The sequence below is a fragment of the Pedobacter anseongensis genome, assembly GCF_037482965.1.
GTDB classification, from domain to species: Bacteria; Bacteroidota; Bacteroidia; order Sphingobacteriales; family Sphingobacteriaceae; genus Pedobacter; species Pedobacter anseongensis.
The window spans coordinates 1,476,749-1,491,673 of record NZ_JBBHKB010000001.1 but is presented as its reverse complement, the minus strand read 5'-3'; the positions used below and the strand labels follow the sequence as shown (position 1 = coordinate 1,491,673).

General features: G+C 36.9%; 8 protein-coding genes. 5 read left to right on the top strand and 3 right to left on the bottom strand.

From position 1 onward, the window contains the following. Positions 1-74: 74 nt before the first annotated feature. Positions 75-821 carry a DeoR/GlpR family DNA-binding transcription regulator gene (locus tag WG904_RS06645; RefSeq protein ID WP_339578510.1) on the top strand — a complete coding sequence of 249 codons (747 nt, stop codon included), beginning with the start codon at positions 75-77 and terminating at the stop codon, positions 819-821. 6 nt (positions 822-827) lie between these two features. Here WG904_RS06645 and WG904_RS06640 read toward each other — a convergent pair whose 3' ends face one another. Next, on the bottom strand, positions 828-2,027 hold the full coding sequence (locus tag WG904_RS06640) for an anhydro-N-acetylmuramic acid kinase (protein ID WP_339578509.1): 1,200 nt from the start codon (positions 2,025-2,027) through the stop codon (positions 828-830). Between the two features lie 235 nt (positions 2,028-2,262). On the opposite strand from WG904_RS06640, the gene nagB reads away from it, so the two are divergent. Genes nagB through WG904_RS06625 form a run of 3 tightly spaced genes read left to right on the top strand, consistent with a single transcriptional unit; the run spans position 2,263 to position 8,202 of the window. Next, the gene (gene nagB, locus WG904_RS06635; protein ID WP_339578508.1) at positions 2,263-4,182 is read left to right on the top strand and encodes a glucosamine-6-phosphate deaminase; all 1,920 of its coding nucleotides are present in this window, start codon (positions 2,263-2,265) and stop codon (positions 4,180-4,182) included. A gap of 2 nt (positions 4,183-4,184) precedes the next feature. After that, on the top strand, positions 4,185-5,336 hold the full coding sequence (locus WG904_RS06630) for an acyltransferase family protein (RefSeq protein ID WP_339578507.1): 1,152 nt from the start codon (positions 4,185-4,187) through the stop codon (positions 5,334-5,336). 28 nt (positions 5,337-5,364) lie between these two features. After that, entirely contained in the window at positions 5,365-8,202 is a 2,838-nt protein-coding gene (locus WG904_RS06625; RefSeq protein WP_339578506.1) for a M16 family metallopeptidase, read from the top strand. A gap of 296 nt (positions 8,203-8,498) precedes the next feature. Here WG904_RS06625 and WG904_RS06620 read toward each other — a convergent pair whose 3' ends face one another. Further along, positions 8,499-10,040 carry a glycoside hydrolase family 10-like protein gene (locus WG904_RS06620; protein ID WP_339578505.1) on the bottom strand — a complete coding sequence of 514 codons (1,542 nt, stop codon included), beginning with the start codon at positions 10,038-10,040 and terminating at the stop codon, positions 8,499-8,501. Positions 10,041-10,205: 165 nt separating this feature from the next. On the opposite strand from WG904_RS06620, the gene WG904_RS06615 reads away from it, so the two are divergent. Then, the gene (locus tag WG904_RS06615; protein WP_339578504.1) at positions 10,206-11,111 is read left to right on the top strand and encodes a DUF8428 domain-containing protein; all 906 of its coding nucleotides are present in this window, start codon (positions 10,206-10,208) and stop codon (positions 11,109-11,111) included. 7 nt (positions 11,112-11,118) lie between these two features. Here the strand turns inward: WG904_RS06615 and WG904_RS06610 are convergent, their stop codons facing one another. Beyond that, complete coding sequence (locus tag WG904_RS06610; RefSeq protein ID WP_339578503.1) at positions 11,119-14,838, bottom strand: sensor histidine kinase; 3,720 nt, start codon at positions 14,836-14,838, stop codon at positions 11,119-11,121. Positions 14,839-14,925 lie beyond the last annotated feature (87 nt).

Here is a 14,925-nt window from a genome sequence, read left to right as displayed (position 1 = left end):
TTTACTGCAAAAACCTGCAAATACCTGCATAATAATTTTTTTTAACTATATTAGTACTCCAAACAGCTATACATATGCTAAAAAAAGAGCGCCACGACTTCGTTATGAGACAGATAAACTTGCACAACAGAGTATTAACTTCAGATCTGGTGCACTTGCTTAATGTTTCTGAAGATACCATCAGGCGCGACCTTCAAGAAATGTCTGATGATAACCTATTATATAAGGTTCATGGCGGTGCATTATCTAAATCTTATCATTCTACATTTGATGACAGTACGGTTTACGCAAAAGAGGCTAAAATTAACATAGCCAAAAAAGCACTGCCTTTAATTAAGGATGGCATGTTCGTGTTAACGGGTGGCGGAACTACGATTATTGAGATGGTAAAGCAATTGCCGGAAAATCTTCAAGCCACATTTTTTACGATTAGTCCGCTGGTAGCTGTAGAATTAGCCAAATACCGTAAAATAGAAGTGATTTTAATAGGTGGGTTATTTTCTAAAAATTCGCAAATTACTTATGGCGGACAAGTAATTAGCCAACTTTCTGAGCTCAATGCCGATTTATGCTTAATGGGAATTAGTGCCATCCATCCTACCAACGGCTTAACCGATACCGATTGGGAAATTAATCAATTAAAGAAAACGATGATCAATTCGTCGAAAAAAACGGCAGTATTGTGTATTTCGGAGAAACTAGATATTACGTTAAAGTTAAAGGTTGCCGGACTGGAACATATCAGCTATTTAATTACGGAGTTGGAGCCTGCGCATGATCAATTATTAGATTATCAAACTAAGGGGTTGGAGATTTTGTAAAGTGAATTAACTTGGCAAGCAAATCTTCCCCATACAAACCGATGGTACACCTTCACGCTCGCCAAAATTGATTGGAGAACCTGCAACAGTTTCATTAGCCAGCAACGCAAAAAGCAAAGCTTCTTTGGCATCAGGATTGATTTCGAGATCGGCGGTGGTACTGAACGAACTACTGGGTAATCCGCATTTTAAGAGCTCGACCAACAAAGGATTATGCATTCCGCCACCACTCATAAAGATCTTAGGTGTTAACAACCCATTTAGCGTGGATTTTACTGCTTTAATAATCCCTTGCGCTGTAAAGTGGCAAAGTGTTGCTAAGATATCTTCGTTATTGAGATGAAAGGTATTGCTCTTTTGTTGAGCAGTATATAAATAAGCTAAATTAAACAACTCTGGCCCGGTGGTTTTGGGAAATGCTGCCTCGAAAAATTCATTTTCGAGCAATGCATCCAACAATTCTTCATTCAACTTCCCTTGTTTTGCCTTTTTTGCATTCTCATCAAAATACAAACCTGGATAATGGTGTTGAATAAACTGATCCATAAGGGTATTCCCTGGACCAACATCCGTGGAAAATACTTTAGCCGCATCGACATCGGCCGGTAGAAAGGTAAAGTTCGAAATTCCCCCTATATTTAACATGATTCGATCTTCGCCCTTTTTAGAAAAAACTAAATAATCTCCGTACACCGCCAATGGTGCTCCTTCTCCACCAGCCGCAATATGCTTTTGCCTAAAGTCAGCAATGGTAATAATGCCGGTATGAACTGCAAGGTGATCACCATCTCCTATTTGCAAGGTTGCATTTGGGTAATTTTTTTTTCCGTGGAGAATTTTAGGGGCATGGAAAATGGTTTGTCCGTGACTAGCAATTAAATCGATTTCTTTTGCCGAAATACCCCAATCCGCCAATGCGGATAAAATGAGTTCAGCATGTTTGATAGCGATGAGTTCATTTAGCACGCATACCTTTTCTAAATCTGCATCCCGTTTTGCGAAAATGCTCCTTACATCAGCTCTAAAATTGGCATCGTATGTTAGCGTTGTAAAATTTAATATTTCTACTTTTGTTTCAGTGCCATAACCGCTGCATAAACACAATGCAATATCTAGTCCGTCTAAGGATGTGCCAGACATAAGGCCAATAATTTTTCGTGCAGGCTTTTGCGCAATTTCGTAAAGTTTAGCAATAGTAGGATTCACGGCAATAAATTAGGGTAAATACGCTCAAACTTATATAAATTCCTTTTTATATGCAATATAAGTGCGCTGCATAAAAAAAGGAATTATCGATCTCTCCTCAACCATTGAAGATATCTTATTATAGAGGAAATATAAGGAAGATGGAAGATCACAAAGTGAATATGGATCTAATTTTATTCAAGTTATATAAATACCTACTATATTTATGGCTAGGTTTAACTATTAAATATAAAAAATGGCAAGATTAAATCTCTTAGAGGAAACCCGATTCGAAAAGCTTCCTGTTACGGTGTTTACGACTCCCAAGGAAGCTTCGATTAGCGTTGCGCATCGCATTGCAAAAATCATTGCAGTTAAACAACGTAACAACGAGAATGCCGTTTTAGGATTAGCTACTGGAGCTACACCAATTGCTGTTTATGCCGAGTTAGTTCGTTTACATCGAGAAGAAGCCTTGAGCTTTAAAAATGTAATCACATTTAATCTCGACGAGTACTTTCCCATGCAACCTACCGCAGCACAGAGCTATGTTCATTTTATGAACGAGCATTTATTCGACCATATCGACATCCTAAAAGAAAATATCCATATCCCCGATGGGATGCTAAAATTAGAAGACATTCCTGCATTTTGCTTAGCCTATGAGCAAAAAATAGAGGAAGTGGGTGGATTAGACATGCAAATCTTGGGGATAGGACGTACTGGACACATCGGGTTTAACGAGCCTGGTTCGGCACCCAACTCGGGTACGCGCCTGGTAACCTTAGACGATTTAACCCGAAGAGATGCGGCTAGAGATTTTGGTGGTAAATCTCATGTACCCACCAAAGCCATAACCATGGGCATTGGAACCATTTTTAAGGCGCGCGAAATTGTGTTGATGGCTTGGAATCAGAAAAAGGCCCCAATTATAAAAAAAGCCGTTGAAGGCGAAATGTCTAGTGAGGTGCCTGCTACCTATCTGCAGTTGTCTGACAACGTTGAATTTATATTAGACGAAGATGCAGCATCGCTCTTAACCCGATTCGATACTCCATGGTTAGTTAAAGATTGCAGTTGGACAGATAAATTAACCCGAAAAGCCGTGATTTGGTTAGCCAATAAGTTAAATAAACCTATTTTGAAGTTAACAGAAGACGATTTCAATAACAATGGCATGGCCCAATTGGCCTTAGAAAAGGGGCCTGTGTACAACATTAATATTCACATTTTTAATAAATTACAACATACCATTACAGGCTGGCCAGGTGGTAAACCCAATGCAGACGATAGTCAGCGCCCTGAAAGAGCCGAACCTGCAAAAAAGAAAGTGGTTATTTTCTCACCACATCCTGATGATGATGTAATTTCGATGGGTGGCACTTTTATTCGCTTGGTAGACCAGCAGCACGATGTACATGTAGCTTATCAGACTTCGGGTAACACTGCGGTTTGGGACGATGATGCGCTGCGCTTTGTTGAATTTAATATCGATTTTTCGGAGAAGATTGGGCTAGGGCAGTCAGAAATGAAGCGCGTGTACCAAAATATGCGTCAATTTATGGAGCAAAAACTACCGAACCAGATCGATACTCCCGAAATACAAACCATAAAGGGTTTAATTAGAAAAGGAGAAGCCATAGCAGGCGCTCGCTATTGTGGTTTGCCCGACGATCATATCCATTTTATGGCCTTGCCTTTTTATGAAAGTGGTAAAAATCAGAAAAATCCTGTTACCGAGGCCGATATTTTGCTAACGATGGAATTATTGCAAAAGATTAAGCCCGACCAAGTTTTTGCCGCTGGCGATTTTGAAGACCCTCATGGAACCCATATCGTATGCTTTAACATTGTAATCGAAGCCTTAAGGCGCTTGCGAAAAACCGAAAGCTGGGTTAACGATTGTTGGCTATGGATGTATAGGGGCGCTTGGTTAGAATTTGAAACGCATGAAATTGAAATGGCTGTACCGCTTAGTCCACAAGAAGTAGAGCGGAAGAAATTTGCCATCTTTAAGCATCAATCTCAAAAAGACAGGGCTGTTTTTCCGGGCGATGATGCTCGAGAATTTTGGCAAAGAGCAGAAGACCGAAATAGAGAAACAGCAAAAGCTTACGACGGCTTAGGCATGGCCGAATACGAAGCAATGGAGGCATTTGTACGATATAAATTTTAACTATGGAATTAGCTAAACCACAACGATTGTTATCGTTAGATTTTTTTCGCGGCTTAACGGTAGCCGCTATGATTTTAGTGAATAATCCCGGTAGCTGGGGGCATATTTACGCACCCTTAGAGCATGCCGAATGGAACGGATGCACGCCTACAGATTTGGTATTCCCTTTCTTCTTGTTCATCGTTGGGGTATCTATTGCCTATGCCATGGGTAGCAAAAAGGAAGATCCTTCAACTCATAGCAAAACCATCTTAAGAGCTTGCAAACGAGGATTTATATTATTTACCCTGGGATTTATCCTCGCTTTTTTTCCAAGAAATTTTAAAGATTTTGATGTAATTGATTCCCTTCAACATGTTCGCATTCCTGGAGTTCTACAGCGAATTGGTGTAGTATTTGTTATTGCTTCTATCCTATTTTTAAAACTGTCTACAAAAAACATATACAGGGCATTTATCCTTATCTTAATTACTTATTGGTTTTTAATGCTATTTGTTCCGGTGCCAGGCTTGGGCTATGCCAATTTAGAAAAAGAAACCAATTTAGGTGCTTGGCTAGATAGAACCATTTTAACCGAGGCTCATCTATGGAAATCGTCAGTAACTTGGGATCCAGAGGGGATATTGAGCACTTTACCCGCTATTGCAACAGCGTTATTTGGTGTATTAGTTGGCGTCTATTTAAAGAGAAAAGATGTTGAAGTTGGTAAAAAAATGGCTTGGTTATTTTCTGCTGGAGTTGCAGCGGTTTTACTAGGGCTACTTTGGGATTTAGAATTTCCGATTAACAAAGCGTTATGGACCAGTTCGTATGTATTGTATGCAGGTGGATTAGCCACTATACTGTTAACCCTATCGTACTGGATTATTGATGCGAATAACTACACTCGATTCACCCAACCTTTCGTAGTGTATGGGGTAAACGCAATTACCGTGTTTTTTGTGTCGGGGCTATTACCAAGGTTAATAAATATGATAAAAATAGAAAACGAAAATGGCGACAAAACTGGGGCTTTAAGCGCGTTTAATCAAACTTTTTTTACTCCCTATTTCTCTCCAATAAATGCTTCTCTGGCCTATGCCATTTTCGTTGTACTCTTTTTTTATGTTATCCTATGGGCAATGTATAAGAAAAATATAATTATTAAAGTTTAAATTAGCAACCTATTAAAAACACACCTACATGAAGATCAACAAAAACTTTTTATTACTCGGGTTAGCGGCAATTTTCCTTGCTCAACCTGTCCAAGCACAAAATAAACCAGCCGCTAAAATTGCGATTAAACGCACTGTTGAGCCTGCGGTTCCCTTAGATCCTGCAGTTAAAGTGGGCAAATTACCAAATGGCTTTACTTATTACATCCGTAGAAATGTAGAGCCAAAAAACCGGGTTGTGCTCTACCTTGCAAATAAAGCGGGGTCTATTTTAGAGAACGACAATCAACGCGGTTTAGCACATTTAATGGAGCATATGAGTTTTAATGGAACAAAAAACTTCCCGAAAAACGAATTGGTTAATTATTTACAAAAAACTGGCGTTCGCTTTGGAGCAGATTTAAATGCTTACACCAGCTTTGATGAAACCGTATATCAATTGCCAATTCCGAGCGACGATCCTACTATTGTTAAAAATGGATTGCAGATTATGCGCGATTGGGCACAGGATGCTACACTCGATGCAGTAGAAATAGATAAAGAGCGTGGTGTGGTGTTAGAAGAAAAACGTTTAGGTAAAGGTGCTCAGCAACGAATGCAAGACAAATATCTTCCAATGCTTTTTAATGGGTCGCGCTATTCGAATAGACTTCCCATCGGAACAGAAGAGGTGCTAAAGAACTCGAAGCCAGAAACGATTAGGCAGTTTTATAAAGATTGGTATCGTCCGAATTTGCAAGCACTTATTGTAGTGGGCGATATTGATGTAGCTGCGATGGAAAAAATGATTAAGGCTAAATTTTCAGATTTGAAAAATCCTACAAATCCAATACCTCGTACTAAGTATAGTATTCCTTTAACGGGTAAAAATCAGTTTATTACGGTAACCGATAAAGAATTTCCAGTTACAGTTGCTCAAATTTTAATTAAGCACAAAGAACAACCGTTATTAACTAGAGCCGATTTAAAGAGTTCGGTTATTCGTTCTTTATACAATCAAATGTTAGGTGCACGTTTTTCTGAGCTAAGTAAGCAAGCAAACCCTCCTTTTTTACAAGCAGGAAGTAGTATTTCAGGATTTTTAGCAGGCCTTGATGCTGCAAGTACATTTATAGCTGCAAAACCTGGAGAATTTGAAAAGGGCTTAAAAACTACATTTACAGAGGTAGAGCGCGTTAAGAGATTTGGCTTTACTGCAACTGAATTAGAAAGAGCAAAAGCTTCTTTCTTAAACGCACAAGAATCGGCCTATAAAGAAAAAGATAAGACACCATCAGATAATTTTGTTCAAGAATACCTTCAATTGTTTTTGAAAGGGACGGTAAGTCCGGGCATGGCCTATGAATACGCTTTTTATAAGCAAACCATCCCAGCTATTACATTAGCCGATGTAAACGCAATTGCTAAAAAATATATTACCAACACCAATCGTGATGTAATTGTAATGGCCCCAGAGAAGGATAAGGATAAATTACCAAGCGAAGCAACGGTTAATGAATGGATTAATAGTGTATTAAAAGACAACATTACCCCCTATATAGATCAGGTGTCTGACAAGCCCTTATTAGCAAAAAAACCAGTTTCAGGTAAAGTAGTTTCAGAAACAACTATTCCCGAGCTTGGTGTAACCGAATTAAAATTATCGAACGGTATAAAGGTAATTTTAAAACCTACTGATTTTAAGAATGATGAAATTAGTTTTTATGCGTTTAGTCCGGGTGGAACCTCTTTATACAGTGATGCTGATTATCAATCCGCCGCTAATGCTGCAACGGTGATTAGTCGTGGTGGTGTAGGCGAATTTAATTCTATACAATTACCTAAACTTTTAACCGGCAAAACTGTATTCGTATCGCCTATGATCGGTGAGCGCTCAGAAGGAATTTCGGCATCTACTACACCAAAGGATTTAGAAACGGCTTTGCAATTAACCTATTTATACTTTACGGCTCCACGGAAAGATCCGGAGATTTTCAAAGGCATTATAACGCAACAAAAAGGAAATCTTGCGAATAGAGAAAGCGACCCGAATAGTGTTTTTAGCGATACTGTATCGGCAGTATTAGGGAATTACAGCATCAGAAGAACGGGTCCATCGCTTGCTAAACTTGATCAAATTAATCTAGACCGTGCTTATGAAATTTACAAAGAGCGTTTTGCAGATGCGAGCGATTTTACGTTTACCGTAGTGGGAAGTTTCGAAGTAGATAAAATAAAACCATTGTTAGCGCTATATTTAGGCGGATTACCTTCAACTAACCGTATAGAAAAGGCTGTTAATTTAGGCATAAAAACTCCTTCGGGCGTGATTAGTAAAACCGTTTATAAAGGTCAAGAGCCAAAAGCTACTGTTAGATTGGTGTTTTCGGGCGATTACACCTACAATGAAACTAATAACAATCAATTAGATGCATTGGCTGAAGTATTGACCATCAAATTAATTGAGCGATTACGTGAGGATGAAGGAGGCGTGTATGGTGCAGATGCGGGTGCATCTTATAGCAAATTCCCCACTAATCGTTATAGTTTAACGATTACTTTTGGCTGTGCACCAGAGAATGTAGAAAAACTTATTGCCTCTACATTGGATGAAATCAATAAGATTAAAACTAACGGAGCTGTTGCCGTGGATATTCAGAAATTTGTTGCCGAAGAAACTAGAACTACTGAAACCTCGTTAAAATCGAACCAGTTTTGGTTGGGAACCTTAGTAAATGCTGCACAGAATGAAGAAAGCCCTAAAAAAGTGTTAACTTATATCGATTCGCTTAAGAAAATAACACCAGAAAGCTTAAAAGAAGCTGCTAACACCTACTTAAGCGGAAAGAACTATATTCGTTTAGTGTTGCTGCCTGAGAAGAAATAGTTAACAAAAAGGATAAGCTAGGTTAAACATCTAGCTTATCCATTTATAACCACCTAAACACATAGATCACATGGTTTTTAAACACATTAGCTGAATTGAAGTTTATCAGACTTCCTTTTGGTGCATCTAACAATTCATATAGGTTAATAATTGCTATAAATAAATCACATCTTAAACCTGTTCCGATTTCAATATTTTTCTTAGTCATCCTATTTTATTGTTATTAAGTAATAAAAAGTGGATGACTTCTCAAATATAAATAAAATTCTATGTGGTTATGTGGTAAAAAATTACTACTATTTTGTTAATACCCCAACAGGCAAACTCCCTTCACTTTCGTTCTTTAAGCGATCCAATGCAGTTACCAAATAGGTATATCTTTTTCCCTTTTCTACATTTGTATCTAAATAAAATGGATACTCTTCGAAACTAATTTTAATGATGTTTTTAGGATTAATTGTACTGGGCTTTTCCCCCTCTTCAAATCGGTATACTACATAACCTGAAGCCGTTTCTCCATCTTTTGCCATAGTAGGTTTAAGCCATTTTAGATGTACACCATCACCTAATGCTTCTGCGGTAAAGTTTAGTGGCTCATTTGGCACAATTTCGTCTAACCATGGCATTTGAGGCGGCAAAGCTGGATATTTGTAAAAATTGCCTTTTAACGAATCGGCAAGGCTTTTTGCTACCGTTGATAATGATTTAGAGCTAAAGAAAATACTGCCTTGTGCTCTTTTATTGTTACGTATTGCTCTAATTTGATTGGGAATTTCGCTATAAACACCCCAAGCTGCTTCTCCTTTAGCATAAGGATTATGCACTAAATAGGCGGCCTGACCGATGTATAAATGCCTACCGAAGGTGTTATTGCCCCACCAATCTAAGAGCACCCCAAAAGGCGCAACTGCCCTGCTAAACGTAAAATAAATTTGTGGATTGATATAATCTACCCACCCCTCCTTAATCCATTTTCTCGAATCGGCATATAATTCATGATAATTAGATAATCCGTTGGTTTTAGAACCCAATGTATCTTCTCGGAAGTTTTTCCAAATTCCAAATGGACTTACTCCGAATTTAACGTATTTTTTATAGTGATGAACGCTATCATTTACCATTTTCACCAAAAGATCGACATTATTTCGTCGCCAATCTTCAATGTCCTTAAACCCATTAGGGTACTTTGCGAAAGTGGCTTGGTCCACAATTTTTTGCCCGGCAATACGATAAGGATAAAAATAATCATCAAAATGAACACCATCTATATCGTATCCTTTAACAACATCTAAAATTACTTGCACAATATATTCCCTTACTTCTGGCAATCCAGGATCGAAAAGTTTCTGGCCCCCATAGGTATAAAACAATTCGGGTCTTTTTTGGGTAATATGATCGGGACTGGTGATTGCTCTAGCGCTCATCGTTGCGCGATAAGGATTAAACCAAGCATGGAGTTCCATCCCTCGAAAATGAGCCTCCTTGATGGCAAACTCTAGTGGATCATAGCCTGGTGCAGGTGCTAAACCCTGCTTGCCCATTAACCAATGGCTCCATAGCTCTCTAGATTTAGCATATAATGCATCGGCAGTAGGCCTAATCTGAAGCATGATGGCATTTATACCTGTTTGCTTATGTTGCTCTAAAATTCCTATTAGTTCTTGCTTTTGTTGATCAACCGATAGGCCAGGTCTTGAAGGCCAGTCGATATTGGTTACTGTTGCCACCCAAACTCCTCTAAACTCGCGTTTTGGGGGGATAGTTTCTTTAGTTTGAGCAAAAACTAAAGTTGAGAGTGTAAAAGTGATTAAAAATGCGAAAAGTATACTTTTGATCATTAGCGGCTTAAATATTATTTAGTTAACGTATAATTGCATCAGAATTTAACGTTAATATTTAACGGAATTTTTAAAAATTTGATACAAAAGTGCTACATTTTTTACACTTCTCACTTTTTTATATTAAGTTAGCAAATGTAAAACAACGCGTATAGCAAATTTAACATGCAAGAACAAGACCAGGTAAATAAAGTTGATCGCAATAAAGTTTACATTTTAATCTTTGTTATTATTGCTCTTTTAGGCGTAAATGCCTATTTATATTTTAAGGATAAGCAACAAAGTAGTCGCTTTGTAACCGTAAGCACAGAAAAAGACCGGCTAAATCTCGAAGTGGAGAAAATCGAAGCTGAGCTTGATAAAGTTAATTCACTAAATGTTACGCTGAACGACAAACTACAGGAAGAACAAAAACTAGCAAGAGATAAAATCAGTGAGCTTAAAATTGCATTACAAAAAGGAAAGTTAACCCAGGGCGATTTGGAAGAAGCCCAAAAGCAAATTATTGCGCTAAAAGAGTTTGTTAGAAACTATAACGATCAGATTATCCGCTTAGAGAAGGAAAATTCGTACTTGAAGACCGAGCGTGATAGTTTAAAAAATACCACAGAAGTAATTACTCAAAAAGCCGACGAACTCGAAAAGCAAAATGAGAATTTAAATGCGAAAGTGAAAGTTGGGGAACTGTTAAAAACCAGTAGCATCAACATTACAGCATATAAGGTTAAGAGCAACGGCAAATTAGTTTTAGTAACTAAAGCCAATACCGCTAATAAATTTGTCATCAATTTTACGATTGCAACAAACGATCTTGCTACGAAAGGGCTGCGGAAAATCTATCTTAGAGTGTTTGATCCTGCCGGAAATTTAATTGCAAATGATAACGACTTTTTTGAAGCCAATGGTCAACAAATGCAGTACAGCAACAAACTTCAAGTTTCTTATAATAACGACGACACCACATTTACGATAGACTGGACTAACCCTAAGGAGTTTATAAAGGGCACCTATTCGGTTATTCTATATTGTGATGGATTTGAAATGGGCAAAGGGCAGATTGGGTTGAAATAATGACGAATTATTCTGAAGCCAACGGAAAACTCAAATAAAATGTTGTTCCTGCATTCAGTACAGAATTAAAGTGAATAGTACCTCCGGCGTTTTCGATAGCTTGTTTAACAAAAGCTAAGCCTAAACCTGTGCCAGAAGATTTTGTAGTGAAATTTGGCACGAAGATCTTGTCTTGCAAGCCTTCATCTATCCCTTTCCCATTATCTTCAACTTCAACAAAGGCAAACTTCTGATCATTTATAATTTTAATTCGAATTATGCCTCGCTCTTTACCTTCCGTGGCTTCGATAGCATTTTTTAATAAATTATTGAAAGTCCGCAATAATTGATCTTTATCGCCCAGCACAATTAAGTGGGCTTTTACCTGATTAGTTAAACTTATTTCAATATTATCTGTAGAATTATACACACGGATCGCTTGCTCTATTATTGGAACAAGTTCTAGATTTTCCAACTTTGTATCGGGCATTTTTGCAAAGTTAGAAAACTCTGAAGCAATGGTTGCTAAACTATCGATTTGTTCAATAAACGATTTGTTGAAGCTGGCAAATTTTTTCTCAAAATTAGGATCTTGCTCTTTCCATGACTTCTCTAGCAATTGAACACCTAATTTTAGCGGAGTAAGTGGGTTTTTTATCTCATGAGCCACCTGTTTAGCCATTTCTCGCCATGCACTTTCGCGTTCAGACCGAGCTAATTTTACTGCACTCATCTCTAGTGCTGCAAGCATTTTGTTGTACTCTTTAATCATCGACCCAATTTCGTCCTGCCTATGCCACACAATAGGTTGGTTTTGCTCTCCAAGCTTAGTCTTCTTTATACTCTCTTGAATAAAGGTTAAAGGATGGGTAATTTGATTGGCTAAAAAAACAGCTAGTACGCCAATTAATACAAATACTAAGGCATAAATATTAATTAATGTGTTGATAAATAAGCCTATTTTTTCCTGATAATCGGCCTCGTTACTGTAGTAAGGTAGGCCAATATAGCCTATGGTTTGATTTTGAGCATTTCGAATAGGTGCATAACCTGCAGCATAGGTAAATTTGCCTATTTTTTCGGACGTGTTAATGAATTCTGATTTTTGGTTGGAATGTATATTTATAAAGGCTTTAGGAGACATTTTTGGCCCTAATATGCTATACTCGTACATTTTTGGCAATGAAGTAATATAAATACTTCCATCGGCTTTATATAAATTTAAAAAGGTGGCATTAACCTCGGCGAACCCATTAAATTTATACACGGCGTCTTCATCATTCTTTAAACCAGTGGGCGAAATAAGCTTCTCATAAGACAATTGAACTTTTCGCACTTTCTCTCTGATATCGTCTTCCTGTTGTTTGATGTATTCATCTTTAATGTAATAAAAAGTAGTCCAACCTACAATGAGCAAGGTAGCCACAACGGCAAGCACAATAGTAACTTGGATACGAGTTTTATATAAAATCTTATTGGCATTAATCATCAGATACCGGTTTATATTAAACCATCCAGATTGTTGATTATTTATGTTGTTAAACAGCCATAGTAAGCAATATAATACCACGCTGAAGCAAATAAATACGATAAAGAAAAAGGATAAGGTTACCAAACGTGTGGTGTACGACATTCGTTCTTTGCTGATGACAATAACTTTCGATTTATCTTTCTTTTTAATAGCATGGTTGTAATCTGGATTAAACTCGTTCTCAAATACAACTGAATCGATAACACCAGAAAATTTATTGATAGTAGCGTACGTATATTTTCCAGATTGGCTAAACAACTTATTATCCTTATAAAATGCAAAGGAGTATTGGTTATAATCTTCATCGCTTTTCAATTTCCCATCAATAAGTAGTTCAGGGAAATTAACATTATGGTTATAGGGTTGCGAGGTAAGTTCGATTACCATAAAGCCAAGAATATTTCCTTCTTCAAAAACGGGAATAATTCCGAAATACTTTTGGAAGCCAAACGTATCATTGATACGGTAAAAATAACCCGAGCCTTGAATTTTTAGTGCGCCAGAGCGAACTAAATCTCTATAATTTGATAAAGGGATAATATCTTCACCTTTAAAGGCAGAGTCGATTTTATCGTATTCAAATATTTTATAATCGTAACGCGACAAGTAGCCATCCAGGTAATTTTTAACAATATAGTTATGGATTTGAAAGGGCAGTATTCGCTGCGATTGCTTAAAATAGTTCACGATTAGTGAGTCTTTCGATATTTTATTTTCGAAACTGGTAATGGAGTTTATTACTTTTGGTTCATCGGCTAGAAATAATTTTTCGGCAATTCCACTTCTAACACTGCGTTCTTTAATGTCGATAAATCTAACGTATTTTAATGCGCTAATGAAGGCCATGCAAAAGAATAAAGCAGCATATATGCCAATATAAAACCTCCTTTGTTGTACATAATCATTCCAGCAGAGAATAAAAATGAATAACGCATAAACAAGAAAATAAATCGTAAAATTATCTATCAACTTATAAACAAAAAAGAGAGAAAGGCTTACCAAGAAAACGATTAATCTATTCTTATTGGATAAAATAAATAGTTTAGTTACTTCGATAAAGATATTCGCAATTAAGAAAATATTAAACCAAACCAAGCATAGAATTAGGATACAAATAAAACTATTAAAATTGATGTTAATGATATTGGTAAGATCGAAGTTTATTCGGGAGTTATCGATAAGTCCAAAAAATACATCATCGGTGAGGAAAGCAATTGCTGATAAGATGAGTAAAAGTGCAATGTGAACTAGTATTCCTGTTAATTTACTATTGGAAGCCCATTTTGGCACATTTAGCTTTTTTCGATGGGTATAGGTAAATAAACAAATCCAAGTAATGGCAACAATGTTTAATAAAAAATCGCCTAAAGAAGGCAGTAAATCACTCTGTGCATAGATAGAGGGATTAAATATCTCTAAATTAAACTGGTGGTTAAGCCAAAAATACTGGAGATCGGTAAGCCGTAGTGCGCAAAAGAAAATAGTTAGTATAACTATTCCCGTAATCACCGATCCTCTATTCACTAACCAGGTACAATAGGAATTTACGAATAAACAAATGGTAAACAGCCCTACAATCCACAGCCACAATTGTATATTGGTGTAAACACCACCAGTATAGGTATCTTTCAGTTTTACCTGAAAAAGATAATCCTTATTTATGGTAAAAATATTTCTAGTTTCTTTGTCTGTAAATCCTGCTAGATCTAAACTTTGATTAGGGAATAACTCAGGCGTAATTTCATTTCTTAAATATTGGTTTTCGATAAAAAAATCCGTTCTTATGGTGATAAAAAACAGGAATGAATAATTATCTACTGTTTTTTTAACCAGTTCATAATAGCCATTTCTTGATGAGTAAAAGGAAGTTCCTTCTTTTACACTGTTAATTGGCGGTAATACTTTAGATGAACTCCAGAATTTGAGTGAATTTTCTTCAAAAACTAAAAGATTTATGCCTTGAGGTCGATAAGTATCTATAAATTTTAATGCATCTTCGCCGTTTTTATCAAAAGCTTTAGCTTTTTTCAGTTGATTAGGGTCGGCTAGAAAATTTTGGATAATCCGTTCTTTTGTAGAAAGGTTTTCTTGTAATTTATTGGATTCGTGAGTTAAAAGATCTGCCTTTGTAATGGCATGATCTAAAGATAATGCCGTAATGATGCAGCAAATGCCAAAAATCAATAACAAAAACCTGATTTTGCCTCCTATACTCACAGCTTTTAATTTAACGTGTAAAAATAATAGCCGCAGATGCGCAGATTTCCCATCGGTAAACTGAGGGAGAAAAATCTCGACATCTCC

Excerpts from the sequence above, each read along its gene's own strand:
- WG904_RS06630 (WP_339578507.1), top strand. The coding sequence starts at position 4,185 with ATGGAATTAGCTAAACCACAACGATTGTTATCGTTAGATTTTTTTCGC.
- WG904_RS06645 (WP_339578510.1), top strand. The coding sequence starts at position 75 with ATGCTAAAAAAAGAGCGCCACGACTTCGTTATGAGACAGATAAACTTG.
- WG904_RS06625 (WP_339578506.1), top strand. The coding sequence starts at position 5,365 with ATGAAGATCAACAAAAACTTTTTATTACTCGGGTTAGCGGCAATTTTC.
- WG904_RS06615 (WP_339578504.1), top strand. The coding sequence starts at position 10,206 with ATGCAAGAACAAGACCAGGTAAATAAAGTTGATCGCAATAAAGTTTAC.
- nagB (WP_339578508.1), top strand. The coding sequence starts at position 2,263 with ATGGCAAGATTAAATCTCTTAGAGGAAACCCGATTCGAAAAGCTTCCT.
- WG904_RS06620 (WP_339578505.1), bottom strand. The coding sequence starts at position 10,040 with ATGATCAAAAGTATACTTTTCGCATTTTTAATCACTTTTACACTCTCA.